This is a genomic window from Candidatus Enterococcus ikei, from assembly GCF_017316105.1.
Lineage (GTDB): Bacteria > Bacillota > Bacilli > Lactobacillales > Enterococcaceae > Enterococcus_L > Enterococcus_L ikei.
The window spans coordinates 1-22,795 of record NZ_JAFLWD010000018.1 but is presented as its reverse complement, the minus strand read 5'-3'; the positions used below and the strand labels follow the sequence as shown (position 1 = coordinate 22,795).

At 32.6% G+C, this 22,795-nt stretch carries 22 protein-coding genes; 3 read left to right on the top strand and 19 right to left on the bottom strand.

The window, feature by feature from the left end; genetic code table 11:
• Nucleotides 1-27: 27 nt before the first annotated feature.
• From JZO69_RS08430 to JZO69_RS08345, 18 genes are all read right to left on the bottom strand, one after another.
• Entirely contained in the window at nucleotides 28-732 is a 705-nt protein-coding gene (locus JZO69_RS08430) for an MgtC/SapB family protein (RefSeq protein WP_207112445.1), read from the bottom strand.
• A gap of 125 nt (nucleotides 733-857) precedes the next feature.
• Nucleotides 858-1,559: a glucosamine-6-phosphate deaminase gene (gene nagB / locus JZO69_RS08425; protein ID WP_207112444.1), complete on the bottom strand. Its 702-nt coding sequence runs from the start codon at nucleotides 1,557-1,559 to the stop codon at nucleotides 858-860.
• Between the two features lie 130 nt (nucleotides 1,560-1,689).
• Entirely contained in the window at nucleotides 1,690-2,814 is a 1,125-nt protein-coding gene (locus tag JZO69_RS08420; RefSeq protein ID WP_207112443.1) for an LCP family glycopolymer transferase, read from the bottom strand.
• A 241-nt stretch (nucleotides 2,815-3,055) separates the two neighbouring features.
• Complete coding sequence (locus tag JZO69_RS08415; RefSeq protein ID WP_207112442.1) at nucleotides 3,056-4,474, bottom strand: flippase; 1,419 nt, start codon at nucleotides 4,472-4,474, stop codon at nucleotides 3,056-3,058.
• Between the two features lie 58 nt (nucleotides 4,475-4,532).
• Nucleotides 4,533-5,420, bottom strand: a complete 888-nt coding sequence (locus JZO69_RS08410) for an ATP-grasp fold amidoligase family protein (RefSeq protein WP_207112441.1) — start codon at nucleotides 5,418-5,420, stop codon at nucleotides 4,533-4,535.
• Between the two features lie 549 nt (nucleotides 5,421-5,969).
• Nucleotides 5,970-6,446: an acyltransferase gene (locus tag JZO69_RS08405; RefSeq protein ID WP_207112440.1), complete on the bottom strand. Its 477-nt coding sequence runs from the start codon at nucleotides 6,444-6,446 to the stop codon at nucleotides 5,970-5,972.
• Nucleotides 6,447-6,468: 22 nt separating this feature from the next.
• Nucleotides 6,469-7,308 (bottom strand): glycosyltransferase family 2 protein, encoded by an 840-nt coding sequence (locus JZO69_RS08400; protein WP_207112439.1) that lies wholly within the window; start codon nucleotides 7,306-7,308, stop codon nucleotides 6,469-6,471.
• Entirely contained in the window at nucleotides 7,308-8,561 is a 1,254-nt protein-coding gene (locus JZO69_RS08395) for an O-antigen ligase family protein (RefSeq protein WP_207112438.1), read from the bottom strand. Before JZO69_RS08395 ends, JZO69_RS08400 begins: the two co-directional genes overlap by 1 nt.
• Nucleotides 8,551-9,453, bottom strand: a complete 903-nt coding sequence (locus JZO69_RS08390; protein ID WP_207112437.1) for a glycosyltransferase family 2 protein — start codon at nucleotides 9,451-9,453, stop codon at nucleotides 8,551-8,553. The genes JZO69_RS08395 and JZO69_RS08390 overlap by 11 nt, the downstream gene beginning before the upstream one ends.
• Nucleotides 9,454-9,694: 241 nt before the next feature.
• Complete coding sequence (locus JZO69_RS08385; RefSeq protein ID WP_207112436.1) at nucleotides 9,695-11,005, bottom strand: glycosyltransferase; 1,311 nt, start codon at nucleotides 11,003-11,005, stop codon at nucleotides 9,695-9,697.
• A gap of 8 nt (nucleotides 11,006-11,013) precedes the next feature.
• On the bottom strand, nucleotides 11,014-12,201 hold the full coding sequence (gene cps2T, locus JZO69_RS08380; RefSeq protein ID WP_207112435.1) for a beta 1-4 rhamnosyltransferase Cps2T: 1,188 nt from the start codon (nucleotides 12,199-12,201) through the stop codon (nucleotides 11,014-11,016).
• Entirely contained in the window at nucleotides 12,201-12,857 is a 657-nt protein-coding gene (locus tag JZO69_RS08375; protein ID WP_430733256.1) for a sugar transferase, read from the bottom strand. Before JZO69_RS08375 ends, cps2T begins: the two co-directional genes overlap by 1 nt.
• A gap of 174 nt (nucleotides 12,858-13,031) precedes the next feature.
• Nucleotides 13,032-13,796, bottom strand: a complete 765-nt coding sequence (locus JZO69_RS08370; RefSeq protein ID WP_207112433.1) for a tyrosine-protein phosphatase — start codon at nucleotides 13,794-13,796, stop codon at nucleotides 13,032-13,034.
• A gap of 21 nt (nucleotides 13,797-13,817) precedes the next feature.
• Nucleotides 13,818-14,519, bottom strand: coding sequence for a CpsD/CapB family tyrosine-protein kinase (locus tag JZO69_RS08365; protein ID WP_207112432.1), 702 nt, complete (start codon nucleotides 14,517-14,519; stop codon nucleotides 13,818-13,820).
• Between the two features lie 11 nt (nucleotides 14,520-14,530).
• The gene (locus JZO69_RS08360) at nucleotides 14,531-15,358 is read right to left on the bottom strand and encodes a YveK family protein (RefSeq protein WP_207112431.1); all 828 of its coding nucleotides are present in this window, start codon (nucleotides 15,356-15,358) and stop codon (nucleotides 14,531-14,533) included.
• 64 nt (nucleotides 15,359-15,422) lie between these two features.
• Complete coding sequence (locus JZO69_RS08355; protein WP_207112430.1) at nucleotides 15,423-16,265, bottom strand: hypothetical protein; 843 nt, start codon at nucleotides 16,263-16,265, stop codon at nucleotides 15,423-15,425.
• Nucleotides 16,266-16,350: 85 nt separating this feature from the next.
• Nucleotides 16,351-17,325 (bottom strand): diaminopimelate epimerase, encoded by a 975-nt coding sequence (gene dapF, locus JZO69_RS08350; RefSeq protein ID WP_207112429.1) that lies wholly within the window; start codon nucleotides 17,323-17,325, stop codon nucleotides 16,351-16,353.
• A gap of 131 nt (nucleotides 17,326-17,456) precedes the next feature.
• Complete coding sequence (locus tag JZO69_RS08345) at nucleotides 17,457-18,065, bottom strand: superoxide dismutase (RefSeq protein ID WP_207112428.1); 609 nt, start codon at nucleotides 18,063-18,065, stop codon at nucleotides 17,457-17,459.
• Nucleotides 18,066-18,232: 167 nt separating this feature from the next.
• Between JZO69_RS08345 and JZO69_RS08340 the strand changes: the two genes are divergently transcribed.
• From JZO69_RS08340 to JZO69_RS08330, 3 genes are all read left to right on the top strand, one after another.
• Nucleotides 18,233-19,045, top strand: coding sequence for a DUF1189 domain-containing protein (locus JZO69_RS08340; RefSeq protein ID WP_207112427.1), 813 nt, complete (start codon nucleotides 18,233-18,235; stop codon nucleotides 19,043-19,045).
• 122 nt (nucleotides 19,046-19,167) lie between these two features.
• Nucleotides 19,168-20,259 carry a flavodoxin-dependent (E)-4-hydroxy-3-methylbut-2-enyl-diphosphate synthase gene (ispG, locus tag JZO69_RS08335; RefSeq protein ID WP_207112426.1) on the top strand — a complete coding sequence of 364 codons (1,092 nt, stop codon included), beginning with the start codon at nucleotides 19,168-19,170 and terminating at the stop codon, nucleotides 20,257-20,259.
• 100 nt (nucleotides 20,260-20,359) lie between these two features.
• Nucleotides 20,360-21,322 (top strand): phosphoglycerate dehydrogenase, encoded by a 963-nt coding sequence (locus JZO69_RS08330; protein ID WP_207112425.1) that lies wholly within the window; start codon nucleotides 20,360-20,362, stop codon nucleotides 21,320-21,322.
• A 64-nt stretch (nucleotides 21,323-21,386) separates the two neighbouring features.
• Here JZO69_RS08330 and JZO69_RS08325 read toward each other — a convergent pair whose 3' ends face one another.
• On the bottom strand, nucleotides 21,387-22,322 hold the full coding sequence (locus JZO69_RS08325; RefSeq protein ID WP_207112424.1) for a glycosyltransferase family 2 protein: 936 nt from the start codon (nucleotides 22,320-22,322) through the stop codon (nucleotides 21,387-21,389).
• Nucleotides 22,323-22,795 lie beyond the last annotated feature (473 nt).

Here is a 22,795-nt window from a genome sequence, read left to right as displayed (position 1 = left end):
TCTTTTAGTTGTACTCATAAAAACCGCTTAGATACTGACCAAACGCAGCTTTGTTATATTTTTATAGATCGACAAATCTTCTATAACCTCTGCGTAAGTCATTCCTTTTGGTAAATCGATCGTATAAATATTCGTATAAATCTGTGTATCTTCTACCAATACCACATTAAAGTTTACATCTTCAATTTCAATTTTATGTTCTTCAAAATATTGATTGATAAATTCTTTCGTTTCTTGCTTATGGATATAGCGGATTTCTAATTTTTTGGTTGTCGGTACATGAATTACCTTTTTAACTAAAGTTAACGCAATAAAAACACCAATAAAACTAGTGAGTGCAATTGCATAATAGCCCATTCCGATCGCAATTCCTAAACCTGCTATAGCCCACAATGATGCGGCAGTTGTTAATCCTGTTACAGACTGCTTCGTGACAATAATCGTTCCGGCACCTAAAAAACCGATCCCACTCACTACTTGAGCAATCAATCTAGCTTGGTCAGAACGAATCACGCCAGTCAATTCTGGATGATTGACTGCATCTTGCAAAGCATTTGCAGCAATTTCAACTTGAATCAGCGCAATAATCGTAGCCCCCATGCAAACTAAAATATGTGTCCGCATACCTGCCGGGCGGTTTTTGTATTGTCGTTCGAATCCGATTACTCCACCAATCAGCATTGCCAAACATAGTCGTATGATAATCTCAGGAACCGTTAAATTTATATCCATCGTACGCCCACCTCCTACTACTCTTTTATTTCATTATAGCACTAATTCAAATCAATAGAGTGATATTCATTTCTACAAAAAAATGCTTAGGATTTTTTATCAAATCCCAAGCACAATCTATTTTTTTATAATTTACTTGCTGCAGCTTCGTCTAGAATTACAACAACATCTGCATGATTTTGTAATGCACTTGCTGGTAAATCAACAGAAACAGGTCCATCGATCATCCCTTTGATTGCATCAGCTTTGGCTTCGCCATACGCCATTAAAATCATTTTTTTACCTTTCATGATTGAACCGATTCCCATAGAAACAGCTCTTGTTGGTACATCTTCTACTTTTTCAAAATTACGTTTATTCGCATTGATTGTAGATTCTGTTAATTCAACCACATGAGTTAAACTATCTAACGGAGTTCCAGGTTCGTTAAAACCAATGTGTCCATTTTGACCGATACCTAAGATTTGAATATCGATTGGATTGCTGTCGATAATACTTTCATAGTGTTTGCATTCAGCAGCTAAGTCTTCTGCTTTACCATTTGGTACGTATGTGTTTTTAAATGGTTTTTTGTTGAATAGTTGATCATTCATGAAGTAGCGGTAACTTTGATCATCATCTCCGCCTAAGCCAACATACTCATCCAAGTTAACCGAAGTCATGTCTGTAAAATCTAAGTCACTTGTAGTCATCTCTTTATATAATGTTTCTGGTGTGCTTCCTGTAGCAAGACCTAAAACTTTTGCGCCGTTGTTCATGCCTTCTTTAATCAATTCAAATGCTTTTTTTCCGCCTTCTTCGGCGTTGGCTACTTTGATAATTTCCATTGAAAAATTGCTCCCTTATGTTTATATTTGGTATAGTCCAATTATAACACCGTATAAAAAAGATTTCTAGTATAAAATGGTTAGAAAACAAAAAAACATCTACTCTCTTTCGAGAATAGATGTCATATGCTTAGTAGCCATTACCTGAATAAGGACTCTCATCGACTGCTGCATTTGGATCAGTATAAGTAGCGTCGGCATTAGGATCCACATAAGTGCTTGAATCATAGCCATACGTGGTGTCTGCTGGTGCTCCGCCATATGCAGCAGCATCATTACCACCAACATAACTGTTATAGTTACTATTATCCTTTGCTTGCATTTCTTCATTCTTAGCCAGACCTAATTGAGCACGTAAATTGGTTTGTACTTCATATAATTTCGTAGGATCTAATAATTGATAGTAAATGCTATTGATTTCTGTGCCTTCCCCATCCAATTGCAATGAGTCAATATCTTTAAAAGCAGTCATATATTTCTTTTGAATATCTACCATATTATCCCATGTTAAATCAGTTTTCACATTATCTTTTACTGCATCTAATATTTTTCTATATTTTGATACACCATCTAAACTTATGACTTTGTTGACAATTTTTTCAACAACTTCTCTTTGACGACGTTGACGACCAATATCGCCTTCTGGATCTTCTTTACGCATACGAGCGTAAGCTAGTCCAGTTTCGCCATCTAATTTGACTTTTCCAGCAGGAACAACGATACCATCTAGCGTAAACTCGCCAAGTGTATTATTGACTTCTATTCCTCCAACAGCATCAATTAAATCTTTCATGCCTTTCATATTGATTGATACATAGTTGTCAATTGGAATATCCAATAACTCAGATACTGTATCAATAGCCATCTTCGCTCCACCAAATGCATATGCATGATTTAATTTATCTTCTGTTCCGTTACCAACAATTTCTGTCAAAATATCTCTATCCAAACTAATCATTGTGGATTTTTTTTCTTTAGGATTAATAGTAACTACCATCGTAGTATCCGAGCGACCTTGTTCTGTGCGACCTAGATCCCCAGTATCGATTCCCATCAATAAAACAGAGAATGGTTCTTGAGCATCGATATTTACGGCTGTATCTCTTCTTTTAGAAGTCCGATCGATCGACTCATAAACCCCTTTAACTGTATAAGTTGCATCAGAGTACATTTTAATTCCGTACGCACAAAAACCAGCAACTGAAACAAGAACCAATCCTAAAACAGTTAATATTACTTTTTTCCATAGTTTCATAAGACACTTCCTCATTTTTTGCAAGAATAATTCATGATGTTTATTTTCTCACAATTTGAAACATGTCGCAACATATTTGGAGAATTGGCATGATATCTTAATGTATTTGTAAAATAACAGTGTTTAAAAACTAAATGATTTGGGTCAATTACGTCAAGCTTTTTTTAATCAGCAAGTCTTTGGTAATTTTTAACTGACACAAACACTCTTCCTCTACAACTACTTCACTAAAATATAATTGCTACTTTTCCTTTTTTTTCTTTAATTGTATGTACAAAGGATTTACTCTAAACAGTAGTGTAAGTATCATATAAATCGCTATACCACTGACACCTTGAATAAGTGTAGTTTTTGGCGAAGATGCCATATTCTTTGTAAAAAAATGAACAACAATGTACATAACTAAACTACTGATAGTATATAAAAATATTTCCAATGCATGAAATTTAAACGCTGTTCTTTTAATTAAATCAATCACACGAATGTACGCGACTAGTACTTCTGATGCAATCGTCGCTATCACTGCCCCCCATATCCCTATCTTTGGAATTAACACAAGATTAATAAGGATACCAATAATTGCACCAGCAATAACTGATATATTAAAATCTTTTATATGATTCATCGGCATTAAATATTGTCTTACAATTGCTACCCCCAACGGCATAATAACTACCAGTGGTGCAAGCCAGGGAACGATATTTCTGATATAACTAAACTCTTCACCAAAGAACCAATTTATCAGCTTTTCGTTGGTTAAAATAATTCCAAACATAGCTGGAATAGTAATAAAAAATTCTAAATGTATAGCTGTTGACATAACTCTTAGCATCTCATCTTCTTTTTTATTAGCAAATAAATTAGACATTCTAGGTAACAAAACAGCATCTATAGTCCCAACTAAAGCAACTATAATATTTACTAATTGTAACGAATTCGAATAATAACCAACAACTGTTGCACTTGCCAAAATTCCTAACAATGTTTTATTTAAATTTGTATAAAGTGTAATGGCAATTTTTCCGATAAAAAAATTAAGAGCAGGTTTCAAATGTCTAAAAGCCTGTTTTATCGACACTTTTATAAAAGTGATCTTTTTAAAAATAAATAACCACAAAGCTAATTGCGATAAGAAAATATTTGCAGATTGAATAAAGAAATACTCTAACAAATTTGATGAATTGTGTATTAGAACTATTATCGCTATAAAACTGATAATTTTTATAATTCCATTTGCTAAAGTTACAAGTTTGAAATCTTCAATTCCAATATAAAACCAGGAAATATCAAATAAAGCTCCTAAAACTATTAAAGACATTATAAGATAATATTGAGTATTTTTCATAAAAAATGCAAATATAATATACAAAATCAATGTTCCAAGTGCAATAATCATATTAAATATCTGCAACTCCCAGAACTTTTTTGATAGCTCTTCCTTATTATTACGTACAGTCGCAATTTCACGTACCCCATAATTAGCCAAGCCAAGTCCGGCAATAAGAACAAAATATTGTGTAATAGAATTTATATAATTGAACATTCCTAAACCATCAGGTCCTAGCGCATGCGAAACGACTGGAACCGTTATAATCGGTAAAATAATCAACATTAATTGATACAAACTTTGATATATAAAATTTGATGCAAGCTTTTTCATGCTACTCCTTAAAAAATTAATTAGTATTTGTTTTATTTAAAACATCTCACAACTTCTTTTATTCAAAATAATTTTCAATGTGTGATAAATCAAATTTATCCCCTAATAGCTTTTGATATTCATCAGTAAAAATCCAATTTAATCCATTTGTAGGGGTAAAAGTTAATTCACTCAATAAAATTTGATTATTTACGATATAAAAATCAACTCTAACAAAAGGAAATGCATCAGCTAGATGTTCTGCATATTTACACATTTCTTTATACTCAAAAGGTAATTGAATCAATCTTTCATTTTTTTTCGTTACAGGAAAAATTTCATTACCGTTGTTATCAACATAAGATTTTGTAAATTCTCCTGCTCCTATATGAAAACCATTTTTTTCTATCCCCTCAAATATCCTCTGAGTAATCTCACACATATGAATTTTACCTGAAAACACAAAAAATTTATACTCGTTTTCCATCTCCATAAAAGGCTCAATAATGATTTTGTTTAGTCCCTTTGAATAATGTTTTTGTTGAGACCTTTTTCCAAAATCCCATTTTAAGAATTGTTTCATTTTTTTGAAAAAAACTTTTTTTTGAATATTTTTTTTACTTGTTACAACTATATTATACCCTGAAGCATTTGATTTTTTGGCAACAAATTGATTGGGAAGTTCATCCCATTTTATTTCATCAACCTTATCATAGATTCCTATGACAGGAGTTTTTAAAAAATTTAAGCCTTTCTCATCTAGATATTCTCTAACACCGACTTTATCCGAAATTTTGCCAATTAACTCACTTTTAGGAAGAACTTTTAGTTTTACCCACTGTACTTTTTCAGAAAACTCTATTGGTGAATCCAATCTTAGTCTTTTTTTGAAGTGTTTTAAATAATCTCTTTTACTCATATATTCTGGAAAAAAGCTATTAAGCCTCACCTTAATTAGTTCTTTCATTTTGTTTATCCTCCAATTGTTACAGTTTTTTCTAGTATCCTAGCTTTAGTAATTACTTCTTCATGAAAGCTTTTTATTAAGACAGCATTTGGTCCAATTGAAATATTATCAGCAATTTAAATTTCTCCAAAAATTTTCATCCCTGAACTAATAAAAACATTGCTACCTATTTTAGGAACTAGCTACTTGTGATTCCTACCATTTATATCTATATTAGCATCAGAATACATCAAGTAATTTGGATCTATGCTAGAATCCGATATGTGGTAGTTTTAATCAATAACCAAAAACATTGGGTGACAATCCAAATCCTAGTTTTCTTCCTAATATTTCACAACGAATCATAAATGTTTTCGAATTTAATTTGTAAATCGAACACTTCAAATAGAACTCACGATGTCTCTAAAATAGCTAATACTTTGCAATAAGAAATTTGTTCAATACTAATTATTCTTTGATTACTAAAGTAAGTCCAAAATCTTGAATATCATTTGCTGCTTTATCTCTCCTTATCCAATCCGACAAAATCAACCTTTGATAGTAAACTTATTATTCTTCAAGACTAAGCGACTTAATTTCCCTTTTCAACTTTAATTCAGAAGTCTTTCCTATGATTTTGGCTGGATTTCCGCCAATAATGACTCCTCCCGGAAAACTTTTTGAAACAACTGAACCAGCAGCTACTACTGTGTCTCTTCCTATTTTTACGCCATAATTAATAATCGAATCCGCACCAATAATGACATTGTCTTCTAGTGTTACTGACTCAAACTTCTTCCTGTATTTTTTTTCTGATTGATAATTCCAACTATAATCAAAAATATCGTGTGTTATAAACCGTACATTCGACGCAATATTTACATTATTTCCAATAGAAACTAATTCGGGTTCACTCGGAATAGACGTCGGGTGGTAATAGACATGCTCTCCAAAAAATTTAAAAATATTTTTTTTCTTTAAATATCTTGCTCTCCTTACTCCATTCTTCCGCAATAACAAATTTAGTTCGATTATTTTTTTTTTCATTATTTCTCCTAATATACTTAATCTATATGTTATAAAGTGACATTATCAATCGGACTAATGTCATGATGTCCCATTTCAAATATAGTGAGGTTCTAAAAAAAGGGGTTGAATTTTCCTTCATGGCACGTTTTGAGAGGCCTAGCCAATAAAGCATACCTGCCATTTTAGCCTTATCATTATCTAAAATATCTCTATTCGCTTCAATAATTTTGTTTAATGAAAAAAAGCTCTTATCCATATTTTTTGTAATACTATCTTTTTGAATAAACTGATCTACCAAAACTTCATTGTCAAAATATACTTTAAACTTCTTGGTAATCCTTAACATAAGCTCCCAATCTTGGTATCTTGGAATCTGTTCATCAAACTTTTCTTCCAAAAAAACTTTTTTTTTGCCGAGAATTGTTTGAGTGCTAATAAAATTTTGAGGCAATAAATCTGCTGAAGTAATTAATTCCCCATGATTCCCTAAATTTCTAGTACATGTTCCAGAATTTTTCCCAACTTCTTTAGATTTCATTGCACAAGCAACTATATCCGCCTTACTAGATCGTATAAAATCCAATTGTTTTTGTAGTTTATTTGGGTACCATAAATCATCACTATCTTGAAAAGCAATATATTCTCCCTTAGATTGATCAATTCCTAAATTTCTAGCATATGTAGCTCCATTATTTTCTTTTGTTTTTATTATAGTTAAACGAGAATCTTTTATATCAGATAAAACTTTTAAAGTGTCATCCGTGGAACCATCGTCAACGACCAACAGTTCTATATCAGAATAAGTTTGATTGAGAACACTATCAACCGCTCTTAAAATTGTGTCGCTCCTATTATAGGATGGAATTATCACAGATATCATTATTTTTTCTCCTTTTGAATCATTCTTTGATATGCAAGTGCCATAGAAAAAATGAGAATCATCCCCGCATCAAAGTTACGCTGGAAAAATCCCATGATTACAGCTGTTGTAATTGTCATTAACATTGAGTATGCAAATAACAAGGGGCTAACAATACTGTTTTCAATTTTATCTTTTAGTGATTTAATCATAATCAAAAGAAAGAATAATATATACATTGCTAAACTAAAAATACCACCCTTAATTAAATTAAAAAGGTACCCATTGTGAATTATCGTTATCCCACCATCCGAAAGTGGTACACCAACTAAATCAGAATACATAACCGGGAATAACTGACCAAAACCAAATCCAAATATTTTTTGTAAAATTGTTCCAGAATAATATAATTGTTTGCCTACACTAACCTCATAACCTCTCCAATTATTAACAACAGTTTCATAATTACTCCAATTTCCTATACTAGACGTTTCTACAAAAATCCTTTGAAATTTATTCACCAGTGTGTTGATTATTTTATCTGGTAAAAAACGAATTGTTATGAAAAACACAATAATTATTGCAATTAGAAGGGCCACTTGTTTGGGTTTTATCGATTTTTTTTCTGGTCGAAAAAACAAAAAAATGAATCCTGTCACTAAAAAACTAATAATCATCGTTCTTGAAAAAGATAATATTAATCTGATAGATAATATTACCACTAAAAAAGTATTCACTTTTTTAGAAAATAACACAGCATCCTTAAAATAGCTTTTAAATACTAGAACACCTAGTGCTAATGGGACAACAGTTTCCCCTCCTAATATAGCTGACCTAATTACATTAAACGATCCCGATACAAGAAGTTCTCTTTGAAAAAGAAATATATTCAAAAATACTTTAACTGTATCCATCGCAATATAAATAACGAATAATCTAAAAATAGACGGCTTATACTTTAACTCCGTATAAAGAAACGAGCCCAATATTATATAAACAATGGGTCCTATAAAGTATGAAAAATCTCTTAAAAAATTATATATTAATTGTTGATTAACTATCCCAGCTATTGATCCAGCTATTAAAACTAAAAAGATCGGAAAGTATATAGTATCATAGGGAAGTCGAAATCGATTTCTTACTAAGAGTATTATTATCGACAAAATGCCCACAAAAATTTTTATATTGATTGATAGATATGTCAGTGCAATAAAAAAAACTATTAAAAACATTTCATAATTTTTCAACTTATAATTGTTGATCTCATTTTTCATTTTTTATTCTCATTTCTTGATTACTTATAACTGCTCCACTATATCTAAATCGAAAAAAAAGATTAACAATAAAAAGATCCATATTTTGTAATGATGCCATAAAAAATTGCAATTTATTCTGGCTAATTAATTTATGCTTGTAATTTAGCATTCTAGATACTAATTTAGTTTTCTGTTTCGGAAAATCCATATTTTTTTCGAGCATCGATATTAAATTATTCGTCGATTTTTTCATAATTTCAAAATCAAACGAAATATTTTCTCCAGAATCATGGTGTATATATACTAAATCTGGGTTAATTCCGAATTTCTTTTTTTGGTCAAACATAAGAAGCCATAACAAATAGTCATCAGCTCCATTTGATAGCATTGGATTCATAACCCAATACTCTGGAATAGCTTCTTTTTTTACTAAACATTGCCCCGGTGACACTATCAGGTCTCGGACTTTTAAATATGGATTTTCTTGAGTTGCCTTTTTTTGGTATGCAACCGAAGAATAAATTTTTCTCACAATTGTTTGATTAAAGTTGAAATATCCATTACCTATAATTACATCATAATTTGATACTTTATTATAATTTGATACTAGTGAACCTACAGTTAGTTCATCATCTTGATCCAAAAATTGCACATACTTTCCAACTGCTCTTTTGAGTCCAGTTATTCTAGCTTGATGGATACCTAAATTTTGTTTATGCTTAATGATATTAATTGCTAAACGATTATGAACAGGCATAATAATATTATATTCTGGACTATCATTAACTAAAATGACTTCAACCTTAATTCCATTTAAATTAGCTTTTTTAATTGCTAATTCTACAGAATTCAGTAATCGTTCTAGATAATTGTTCCCTTTATAAAATGGAATAATAATTGAAATATCCAACTCATCGTCCCCCTATTATTAGAAATGGTTTCCCCTCTCTAATTAAATCTCCCTTTTATTTTGCTTAATCGACTGAATTTGTTACCTCTCTAACACGAGCAAATTCCATATTGCTCTTATTATGATTAATATTTTTAATTCTTTTTCAAGAAAAATCTTATATTACTTATACTGAGCTTATTTTTCTGTAGTACTATTTTATCTTTGATCACTTCTGTTGACACAGCAAACACTTTTCCTATCAGGACAACTTCTCACCTATTTTGTAAAAATCAATAATTTCTTTTGCATGTTTATCCATAGACTTTATTTTTCTATCTGTATGAGGATTTTCAATTTTATCAATAATCCTTTTTACGTCGATAGTTATATCTGAATAAACATACTCCGGATCAACCAAATCTTTTGCACCCACATTAGTATGAACAATAACGTCTTTCCCGTAGCTAAGAGCCTCTAAAACAACAAAACCAAATGTTTCTTTCCATTTACTAGGAACAAATAAAATATCTATGTGCTGATAAACTGCAGCAATTTGATCAGCACTATATCTACTACCATTTATAATATTCTCATTTTCTTCTGATTTGATATCACCGTATATACGATATTCAAAGTCTGTTGTTCCTAAAATTTGAGGTAATTTTAAAAATTCATAGTATCCCTTATACTCTTGATATGGTCCGATATATGCTATTACTTTCTTTTTACGTTTTATTTTTTCTACTTTGTGTTTGCTGATAGAAGTATTAGTTATTGAAATTACATTGTAAGCTTCTTCTCTGATCCATGGTAAATTTTTAATAAATACTTCTTTAGAAATAGTACTATTAAAATGAAATTGATCGATCATACAGAATATAGAATAATAGAATTCTTTTAATTGTCTATATTCTTCAAACTCATCTTTGGTTAGCATAATCTCTTTTTGAATGTTATTTCCAGTTAAAACTAAAGATTTTTTCATATCTAATATATTTACTATTTTTCTAAGATATGCGTAGTGCTTAAACTGAAAAAGCCTTAACTTATTGGTAGACATAGACTGTTTTGACGCTTGCAACCAATTTTCTATAGTATTCTTATCATCATAAGATTTACCATCCAAAAAAAAATTAGGTTCTGGTGCTAACCCAAAATAGTCATGGGAAGTATAAACAATTTTTATGTTCAATTGTTTCGCACTTTCAAAAAACTCTTTGTGAATTCCCATTAATGTATGAATGTGAATAACATCTGGCTGAATTAACATCAAAAATTCATGGTACATTTTTAATGATGCATGAACCATAAAATCCTTTGGCGTCCTTATTCCTCCAAACAACGCTAGAGGCAAACTATTGTATAACTCATATACAATGGTATTATCACCTGATTTTATTGTGTCTTTTTTTATATATGACTTTCTCTTTACAAGATCAAGCTTTCCAGGATATAAAGAAATCACTTGATGACCTTGAACAGCTTGTTCTTGCATTAAATCTAAGGCATATTTAACTAGTCCTCCTGATCTGTTTGGAGGATAACCTAAACTATAGTGAAGAATTTTCATAGATTTATTCAATCCTTAAATAATTTTTCATAATTAAAACTGACTGCTTCCCATTGAAAAGATTCTCTAATCCGTTTTTTTGCTAAGCTCGATAATTCTAAGATTGTATTTTCACACAGTTGATCAGTATGCTCTATTAAGCTACTAAGATTATTCTCTTCCTTTTCCCAATACAGAGAAGTTTCTTTGGCAACTTCTCTGTTGAAACCAACATTTAACAATAAGTTTAATTTGGTAGAAGACAATGCTTCTAACAGAGAAGGGTTTGTCCCACCTACTTCATGACCATGTAAATACGCGAACGCATTTTCTCTTATATATTTCAACAACTCTTGATTATAGACGGTTCCCACAAATTTTATTCGTGGGTCCATTTCGAAATTTGTTTCTTTTTTTAGCATGTTATAAAATTTGTTTTTTTCAACATTTGCTATCAAAATAAAATCTTTTTTCGTATTTGATTTCATAAATTCCTTAATCATAATTTCATAATTATTTTCGGGAACAAACCTTCCTACCACTAAATAATATTCATTTGATATAACTTTATTTTCTTCAAACCATTTCTTCACACAATCATCACGACTAGTTAGAAGTGATTTCTCTAGCTCAGTTCCGTAAGACAAATATGTGGTTTTGGGCATATATTTATAGTAATCTTTTTTGATATACTCTTGTATATTTAAACTATCACATATCAATAAATCCGCATGCTTAACCATCAGTCTTTCTGAATATTTCCAGTACTTCCGAACTGGATAGCTCCACTTGGCTCTAAGCCATTCATGACCATCAGGATTAACATACAGTTTCCCACCAATCTTTTCGATTTTTTTCTTATAGTAATTTATAAAGGGTCCAATCCGACAGGCTAAAATATAAAATATAGGGGAGTTTACATGTTTTTTTTTAGCCAATTCAATTGAATAATCTAAAGATTTCATGTCATAATATATAGCTTTTGCTGGACCAAGATTAGGTACATCAATGTTAAAACAGTCTGATTGATTATGTTTAAAATGTTTTTGACCGTTCCCATATAAATTATCCCCATTATTCATACAAGCGACATGATACTCAATATTTTCACTTTTTTTGTATTCCGTAAGTTTTTCAACAAAAGTTTCAAACCCTCCATATTTTGCTGGAATCCCTTTAGCTCCAACAATATAAATATGCTGTATAAAGTTACTCATCAATATGCTCCTCTAGATAAAAACATTGCTTTAATTGTCTGAAAAATAATCTTCAAATCATTTGCTATCGTTTGATTTCCGATATATTCTAAATCAAAATCCACCATATCATCGAAATGGACGTCATTACGTCCTCTAACCTGCCATAAACCAGTACAACCGGGTTTCACACTCAAGCGCAACATATCACGCTGACTATACTCCTCGACTTCTCTTTGCAAAGGTGGTCTTGGCCCAACTAAAGTCATATCCCCTTTTAGCACATTTAGAAGCTGAGGAAGTTCATCAATACTGGTTTTCCGAATCCTTTTCCCAACTTTAGTTACTCTAGGATCTTCTTTTATTTTAAACATGGCACCTTCAATTTCATTATGTTCAAGCAGATCACTTAATTGCTCTTCTGCATCTGTGCACATCGAACGAAATTTGTACATAGTAAATAAGGAGCCATCTTTCCCAACTCTTTTTTGAGAGAAAATAACAGGCCCTTTGGGGTCTTCTTTTTTTATCAAAACAGCAACAATAAGTAATACTGGGCTCAGTAAAAACAAACCTAGCAAACTGCCTAAAATATCTAAGCATCTTTTGAGTACGTAAAAATATAAAGATTGCTGTCCAAAATTTTCACCTAAATTTGAATCAGCACCTTTATTAATTTGATTTATTCCTTCTTTAGGTCGTGTATTTCTTTCAACATTTACAAACTTTCCCTCCACATTTAACACTCCTTTTTAAAACTCCTATCATACCAACAACTAAGTTATGCATTTTTTATACAACAACCATTATGTACTAAACGCATACCAACAAAATATATAATTACACTTTTTCTAAAACAAGCCGAATTTCTTCTTTTTAATTTCTTTAAAATCTGGTCTTTGGATATCATCTCCATTTAAGATATCCTTAGTCATCTGCTGCATCGCTTCGACATGCTCAGTTCCCATATCTTTAGCGATAGCATCATATGCCTTCTTCATAAAGAAACCACGTTTTTCAACGTTATGAGCATCAGATGCCATCATATATACCATATTATGAGCAACCATCTGTTTTGCCGTTTTTTCAATTTTATTTCCAAAAACACCAACATAACTAGGTGCAGTTAACTGTGTTAACACACCCATTTCTAAAAACGGCAACAACTCATTAGGATCTTCTATGAATTTACTATTTCTTTCTGGATGAACAATGATTGGAATATGACCTGCCTCTAACAACTTAATAAATAATTGTTCTGCGTAAACCGGAATCTCATTCGTTGGAAACTCAATTAAAATATACCGATTATCAAGATCTGCGAATAAAATATCATTGTTTTGAATTTGCTCTAGCAAATCCCCTCCGATACGTACTTCTTGTCCTTCAAATAATGTAAGCGGAATGTTCCTATGGTCTAACTCTGCTTGAAGAGCTGACACACAAGAAATAACTTTTCCTGCCGTATTATCATATTTACCATTATTATGGTGGGGCGTACACAGAATATGAGTGATTCCTTGTTTAACAGCCATTCGTGCCATTTCAAGTGAATCATCAATTGATTGGGCCCCATCATCAATTCCTGGTAATATATGGCAATGTAAATCAATCATTCGTTTATTCCTTTCTAATTTCTAGGAACCATAGTAATAACCTTGATCTGTGATACTTTTAGATCCGTTATACACAACTCCAAGAATATTCGCATCGACCATCTCTAATAAACTTTTTGCCTTTAAAAGAGAATCTCTTTTTGAGACATTCTCACGGACAACTAAAATCGTTCCATCAGATTTAGAAGAAACGATCTGCGCATCAGTCACAGCAACGACTGGCGGCATATCAAAGATAATCAAATCATATTGTTGTTTTAATTCTTGCAACAATTCTCCCATTCTTCGAGAGTCTAACAATTCAGATGGATTTGGTGGTTTCGGTCCACTAGTCATCAAAGATAAATTGTCCACTCCAGATGATTGAATAACTTGGTGCAACACTGTTTCACGACTACCTAATAACGTACTTAAACCACGTATATTATCTAATGAAAAACTCTTTGCGACTGTCGGCTTACGCATATCAGCATCCACTAATAATACCCGTTTACCTGAATTAGCAAAAACAACGGCTAAATTAGCAGAAGTAGTAGATTTACCTTCACTCGGTCCAGAAGAAGTAACAACTAATGTCTTTAAATCACGATCCACCATTGCATATTGAATATTGGTTCGAATTGTTCGATATTGTTCTGAAATCGGTGAAGATTTATCCGCTAGAGTAATCAAACTGACTGCTCTAGTTTTTTGTTTCTTTTGTTGTCTTATTTTATTTACCATCTCTTACTCCTTTAAACTCTTGGACGACTTCTACGTACTGGCGTAGATTCATCTGACTTAGCTTTTTCTTTTGGTATGTTTTTTGGTATCGTTGTGTTTATATTTCTTTGGTCCATAGCAGATGAAACTGGTGCCGCTCGGACAATTTTTGCACTTAGTTCTTTTGCTGTCATATTAGGTACAACTCCTAAGATAGTAAAACCAAGCTCCTCTTCAACAAAGCGATCATCTTTAATCGTTTTATCGAATAATTCCAAAATAAAGGATGCGGCTATACCGAACATTACTCCTAATGCCAATCCAATAACTAAGTTCAATTTATCATTCGGTGAAACTGGTTTAACATTAGCCGTTGCCGAAGATATAATTGTAATTTTATCTACATTCAGCATATCTTTTGCTTTTTCTTGGAAAACTAATGCTGTTTGATTGGCAATATTTTGAGCGATGATTGGATCGGTTACTTTTGAAACGATCGAAAACATTTGTGAATTCTGTGATTGATCCACAGAAACACTCGCCCCTAATTCTTCAACTGACAAATCAATTTCATGTTCAGCCTTCATTCGTTGTTGCACTTCACTCATTACCGTGTCACTTTTGATCAAATCTTTATACGTATTGATCATCTGCAAATTTCCATTGATATCATTGACATTCATTGTTTCGTTTTGAGGCAATCGTACAATCAATTGCGCCTGAGAGCTATATTTAGGTGTAATCACAAAATAAGTGAATACTCCGGCAATTCCTAATCCTAAAAACATGCTGACAATAATCAAACCTACTCGTTTCTTCAACACTCCAAGTAATTCTTGTAAACTGATCGTTTCTTCCATTTTTTCCTCCAATTAATACATACAAATAATTTCAATTTCAAAATAAATCAAGCTCATGTTATTGTTAAAAATCGTTTGACGGCACTTCAACTCCCTCTTCTAAAACGGCTGGTATGTCATTAACTGAATAGTTTCCTAAAAGTTGATCAATTAATCCCAACTTATCTGCTAATTTTTTTCTTAAACTATCATTTTTAATTAGTTCAAGCTGATTAAAGCTAACTATAAAGTTTTCAGAAGTCGCCTTATCCGTCAATTTTTCACCATCAATCATTAAATCAATTGATTCGTTTAATTCTTTATATTGCTTGACTTGAGTATCCATTTCATTCAATAAAGCTGTGATCGCATTGTGCCACGAACCGGCATATCCAGAAATTTTATTTCGTATTTTCAAAACTTCCTCATCGGTTGCCTTTTCATTAATGACCACTGTATCTCCATTGTTTGTCCAATCAGCTGGTGCTTGAACTAATAACAAGGTTACCTGTTTTTGGATGTTGATTTTGTCCTGGATTTCTTTTATCTTACTAGTTAACTCTTTTTTATTTTGAGACACTTCGGAAGTGTCCGCAGAAAAATCTTTACTTTTTAAGCCAAAATCTTCTGCATTAGCCTTTATAGCTGTTATGTTTCCTTCAATTTCCTTGACTGCAGATTCTTCTATTGGATCTATTAAAAACTCTTCCTGATCACTTTGATATAACTGCCGGACTTTTTCATTCAGCTGCTTGATCTTAACAGCTTCATGTTTTACTGTCGCTTCAGCATATTCAAGTTTTCTCTGGTGCTGCTGATTAGCATTCAATCGTATTCCCAAAAAACAAATACCCATTGAGAAACTAATCACAATCAAATAAATGACTATTTTTACTTTACCTCGATCTACCAACCAACTTTTTATCACTCTTACACTCCTTTAATACACCAACATTTTGTAACCAACCTTTTTATTTTTTTACATAATAAGTTTATGATGAGTCCGTTTGTTATTATTCGATCGTTTTCAAAAAAGCCAAATAATCTGTTTGCTCACTTGTTTCTTGAATAGTCAGTTGATCAAATCCTCCATCAACAAAATCTGACATGTGACCTGACAATTTATGGGTGATTGTTGCATTGCCAATCAGCTCCATCCAATATCCGTCTGCATCATCCTCGTGTACAACCGTTTTTACCATACCACCTGTATTTTTGACCGTAATTGTTTCTCCAAATTCGTTATTATGTAGTAATACATACATTAAACTGCTAGCACACATCGCTGTCCCACACGCACTGGTAAAGCCTACACCACGTTCAAAGGTACGTACAAAAAGTTGATTCTCACCTAAAATTTCAACAAAACTTACATTGATTCCATCAGGAAAAATAGGATTTTCTTCATTGACATACGTTGCAATCCGCTCAAATTCTTCACTCATGAGCGTTTGATGATCTACAAATGTAATCAAGTGAGGATTAGGGACCGCTACCGCAGAAAATTTCAACGTACTAGATAATTCTGGAATTATCTCGTCAATGATCGTCTTATTTTTAGTCTTCATCGGAATTGCTTCTGCTTCAAAACGAACAGGTGAAATTTCCACCTGATAGGTTGCTATATTTTCAGCTAGATTAACTGCTTGCCGTACTTTTAAATCAGCAAACATCGTTTCAACAGTAAAAAGCTCTTGATTGTATTTCTCAGCTAAATATCTGGCAACTGTACGTAAGCCATTACCGCACATACTTGCTTCACTACCATCACTATTGATCACACGCATTTTAGCTAGTGATGCTCCTTTTACTACTTCTTCAACAAGCAAAAGACCGTCCGCACCACCAAGTAAACCTGATCTTCTATTGCATAAACGGATGCGCAGATCATCGATTTCCTTATCTGTAAAAGGCCGTGCTAATTGAGTTTCATCAATCAAAAAGAAATCATTTTCTGATCCATGAACTTTTTGCATAGTTACATTCATTGTAAGGACTCCTTTACTTTTACCCAAATTTCTCTTTCCTACACCTATTAGTATGCCACAAAAAAAAAGAGGAAAACAGAGTAATTTACTGTTTTCCTCAAAAAAATTTATAAAAAGTTTCTAATTCCCTATTATTTAGCTGCTGAAAAGCGTTTGTTTACTTCATCCCAGTTCACAAGATTCCAAAATGCTTCAATGTAATCTGGACGAACGTTTTTATATTTTAGATAGTAAGCATGCTCCCACACGTCTAAACCTAAAACTGGTGTTTGACCATCCATTAAAGGAGAATCTTGGTTAGGTGTTGAAGTAATTTGTAATTTGCCATCATTTAAAACCAGCCATGCCCAACCTGAACCAAAACGTCCAGTTGCAGCTGTTTTAAATTCTTCTTTTAATTTATCAAAACTACCAAAAGCAGCATCGATTGCTTCCTTGATATCACCAGTTGGTGCGCCACCTGCATTAGGTGCTAGGATTTCCCAGAAGAATGAATGATTGGCATGTCCGCCGCCATTATTACGTACAGCTGTACGAATGTCTTCAGGAATACTATCCATATCAGCGATCAACTCTTCTACTGATTTAGTCCCAAGCTCAGGGTGTTTTTCAATTGCTGCATTTAAGTTTGTCACATAAGTGTTGTGGTGTTTGTCGTGATGTAAATGCATTGTTTCTACATCAATATAAGGTTCTAATGCGTCATAAGCATATGGTAAATCTGGTAAAGTGTAAGTCATAAAAAATCCCTCCATTAATTAAGTATAGCGTTTCATACATTCATAGCATAACAGATTTTATGGCAACCTTCAAAGTAATTGCTTACAATATTTTAGCTAAACTTGTTTTTCCTTAATAACTCATTTAAAATGACGTGTGTACTTAAAATCAAGTCAGGAGAGAATCTATGAATACATTTACGCTTTTTAAATCTTCACTTTTTCGATTTTCTGATCTGCGTTCTGCTAAAAATATGCCTTTTTGGAAAGTCATTTTATACATTGCTTTTTTAAGTGTTGTTCTTGCTTTTCCAATTACTAAACAAATGTTTTCTGTCATGAAAGATATTAGAAATGACGGTCAAAAAATAGCAGCGAAACTGCCCGATTTCAAAATCGATGCTGGAAAAATGCACACAGCTAAAAATACTGAAGGGTTTATTTATCAAACAAATTCAATTATTTTTACCTTTGATCCTCAAGGAAAAAGGGCACTTAGTGATATTGCTGCTGATTCAGTTGGTGAAGCTGTCAGTTTAGGTTTACTAAAGGATGAATTTGTTATTGTATTCCCAAATTCAGGGGCTGCCGTATCATTATTTGGTGCTAACCAGTTTGACATTCCTTATTCAAAAGGCTCTTTAGATGGCTTAAGTAGCCAAAATATAAAAAAAGGGTTAGACACTGCTAGCTTGCCATTTTGGATCAGATTGATCGCTTTTATTTTTACTTTATACCCAACATTTATCAATTTGATCATCAATTTACTTATGATTGCCGTTGGCGCTAATTTATATAGTAAGGTTCGTTTGTATAAACTACGTTTTTTAGATTGCTTAAAGATCACAACCTATTGTGCTACACTCCCTGTGATTCTCAGCAGTTTGCTCCATTTTATCAGTCGCTCTTTCGATGATAATTTTTTGATTGTTTTTGTTTCCCTATTGATCTTTTTCTTTGCGATTCGTAAGGAAAAACAGCAGGAGCCACCTCTGGTTTAAGTGAATCTTAAACATTTCTTACATTCTCAGCTTTGTAGTTATGTGTTAAGATAGACCATGAATTATATTTGTTGATAAGTAAACTACAAATAATAGTACAGTAATTAAGGAGCGAAAAGATTATGGGAAAATTGACCCATCGGAAAAATACGCGGCAAGTCAAAGTTGGCGATTTAACTATTGGCGGTAGCGATGAATTATTTATTCAAAGTATGTGCACAACAAAAACACATGATGTTGAAGGTACTGTTGCTCAAATCAAGCGCTTAGAAGACGCAGGGTGTCAAATTGTTCGTGTGGCCGTTCCGGATGAAGCTGCTGCTGAAGCTTTAGGTGCCATTAAAAGTCAAATTTCGATTCCATTAGTTGCTGATATTCATTTTGATTACCGACTAGCACTAAAAGCAATCGAACAAGGTGTTGATAAAATCAGAATCAACCCTGGAAACATTGGACGTAAAGACCGTGTAGAAAAAGTAGTTACAGCCTGTAAAGCTAAAGGTATCCCGATCCGAATCGGTGTGAATGCTGGTTCTTTAGAAAAGAAATTCTTACAACAATACGGCTATCCAACAGCGGAAGCGATGGTTGCTAGTGCGGTTGAACACATTAAAATACTTGAAGATTTAGACTTTTACGATATCATTGTTTCATTGAAAGCTAGCGATGTTAACTTAGCTATTGAAGCCTACTCTTTAGCAGCTCAAACATTTGATTATCCTTTACATTTAGGGATCACTGAAGCTGGAACCAAATTTTCCGGCGGAATGAAATCAGCAGCAGGGCTTGGCGCATTGCTTTCCCGCGGTATCGGAAATACTTGTCGCGTTTCATTGTCTGCTGATCCAGTCGAAGAAATCAAAGTTGCTAAAGAAGTCTTGAAAGCTTTTGGTTTAGCAAGTAATGCTGCTACATTGATTTCTTGTCCGACTTGTGGACGAATCGAAATCGATTTGATTCCGATTGCTAATGAAATCGAAGAGTATATTGAAAAAATCAAAGCACCAATCAAAGTTGCTGTTTTAGGCTGTGCTGTTAATGGTCCTGGTGAAGCTCGTGAAGCTGATATCGGAATTGCTGGCGGAAATGGTAAAGGAATGCTTTTCAAAAAAGGTAAAATCATTCGGACAGTTCCAGAAGAAATTATGGTTGATGAATTAAAAAAAGAAGTCGATCTTCTAGCTGAAGCTTATGCACGCGGAGAAAAAATATAAGAATCTACTTTATAAAAAAGATTGAAACTAGCTAATAGTTCAATCTTTTTTTGTTTGAAGTTATTTTTTGTTACAATGGACTAGCGAGGAGGGAATCAATATGGGACAACCTATTATCTATCTTTATGAACAAATGAAAGAAGAACAAGTTGAGTCAATCAGACAAAGCGCTTCTGAGTATCTTGTTATTGATGCCAAAAGAGAATCACCACAAGTGATTGAAGACGATATTGAGATCATGTTAGGCTGGGATAAAAAATTGGGACAACGTTTACTAGATTCTGAAACGAGCCGCTTAAAGTGGGTTCAATCTATTTCTGCTGGTGTGGACACGTATGATTTAAACCGATTTGCTGAAAAGAAAGTCTTACTTTCTAACGCTAGTGGCATTCATAGCATATCGATCTCAGAGCATGTTTTAGGTGTTTTATTAGCCGAGTTTAGAGGTATTCGTACAAGTATTAATAATCAATCAAAAAAAGAATGGACTAGGAATAATATTTCCTACAGACAATTATCTGCACAAAAAATGTTGATTGTGGGAACTGGCCATATCGGACAGCGGCTTGCGGTTTTTGCACAAGGTTTAGGTATACAAACTTATGGCGTTAATACTTCCGGTCACGTAACAGATGGTTTTATCGAATGCTATTCACATAAAAATATGAGTCGAATCGTTAATGAAATGGATATTGTCGTCAATATTCTGCCATTAACTGATGTTACTTATCAAATGTATAATGAATCAATGTTTCTTGCTATGAAACCTGGAACTGTTTTTGTTAATGTTGGTCGTGGTCCTTCTGTTAACACGAAGGATTTGATTCATGCATTAAATACAGGACAGCTAAGCTTTGCTGCTTTAGATGTTTTTGAAGAGGAGCCGTTGCCTACTGACAGCCCGTTATGGAGCATGGACAATGTTTTACTCACTCCCCACATTTCTGGTTTAACACCTGAATTTAAAACAAAACTAATGACGATATTTATGCAAAATCTTCGACAATTTCTAAAAGATAAAACGATAACAAAAAATGAAATAGCTTTAAATCAAGGTTACTGAACAAAATAACTAAAAAAAATACTGACTGGATCCTTAATGAAAAGGTTTCAGCCAGTATTTTTTATTATTTTTGATCTTTTTCTGTTTCCTTTACCAGATAGATCGGACGTTTCTTTGTTTCCAAGAAAATTTTCCCGATATATTTACCAATAATTCCCAGGCAAAGCAACTGCAAGCCACCAACAAAAAGAATAATACAAACCATTGATGGCCAACCGCTAGTAGGATCTCCTTGGATGATCGTTCTAAAAAAAATAACAAGCATCGCAATAACTGAGCCTACACATGAAAAAGCACCTACATATGATGCTAGATTTAAAGGCGCTTCTGAAAAATTGACGATTCCATCGATCGAATAACTTAACAAACTCCAAAAAGACCATGAAGTAGCACCAGCTACTCGCTCACGATTTTCATAAGAAAGATATTCTGTATTAAAACCAACCCAGCTGAAAATCCCTTTTGAAAAACGATTGTACTCTGTCAGTTCTAAAATAGCATCCACCATCTGACGTGTCATCAGACGAAAATCTCTGGCACCATCAACCATTTCAGTTTCGCCAATTCTATTTACTAATCGATAAAACATGTTAGCAAAGAAGCTACGTATCGGCGGTTCCCCATCTCGATCACCACGTCTTGTGCCAATACAATCTAATTCTTTATTTTTTTCTAACATTTGAATCATTTGAGGCAACAATTCTGGCGGGTCTTGTAAATCCACATCCATAACTGTGATCAAATCACCTTTAGCTTCTTTAAGTCCTGCATACAAGCCAGCTTCTTTTCCAAAATTTCTAGAAAAGGAAAGATAGCGAACTTTGCTCGGATGTTCTTTATACAAAGTTCTCAGTGCATCCAACGTATGATCTTTTGATCCATCATTAATAAAAATGTATTCTATGTTCTGTTTGATATTTAAACTTACTTTTTCCACTTCTTCAAAAAACAGCGGAATTGCCTCCTCTTCGTTGTAACAAGGAACAATAATAGATAGCATGAAATTTCCTCCAAGAAACGTATTCTTTTGTCATTATAACACATCTCTGTGACAGAATAATAATGAACGCCATTCATTCTTTTGACCAGTCACAAAATAAAATAACCACATACATGAAAATAAAACCACTAAAAATAAATAACATCTATTGTTTAATTAATATAAAAAATATATCAGGAAACTCCTGATATATTAATACTTTAAAACAAAAAAATATTATTAATGTAACTTTAAATAATTATTAGGTTTTTTATTTTCTTTTTATTTTCAATTGAAATCTATCGATTAAATGGTTATTATGTAAATAGTAAATGTTTTTTATGATATATTCATTTTTGTGAAAAGAATAACTTTTAATCAAAAAAGTATAATTATTTATTGAAGGGAGACTAAATATGTTAGAAGACATCTTATTAGATGATGTTGCCCAGCGTAAAATCAGTGTTTTTAATCAACTCTTAACTACTGCAGAC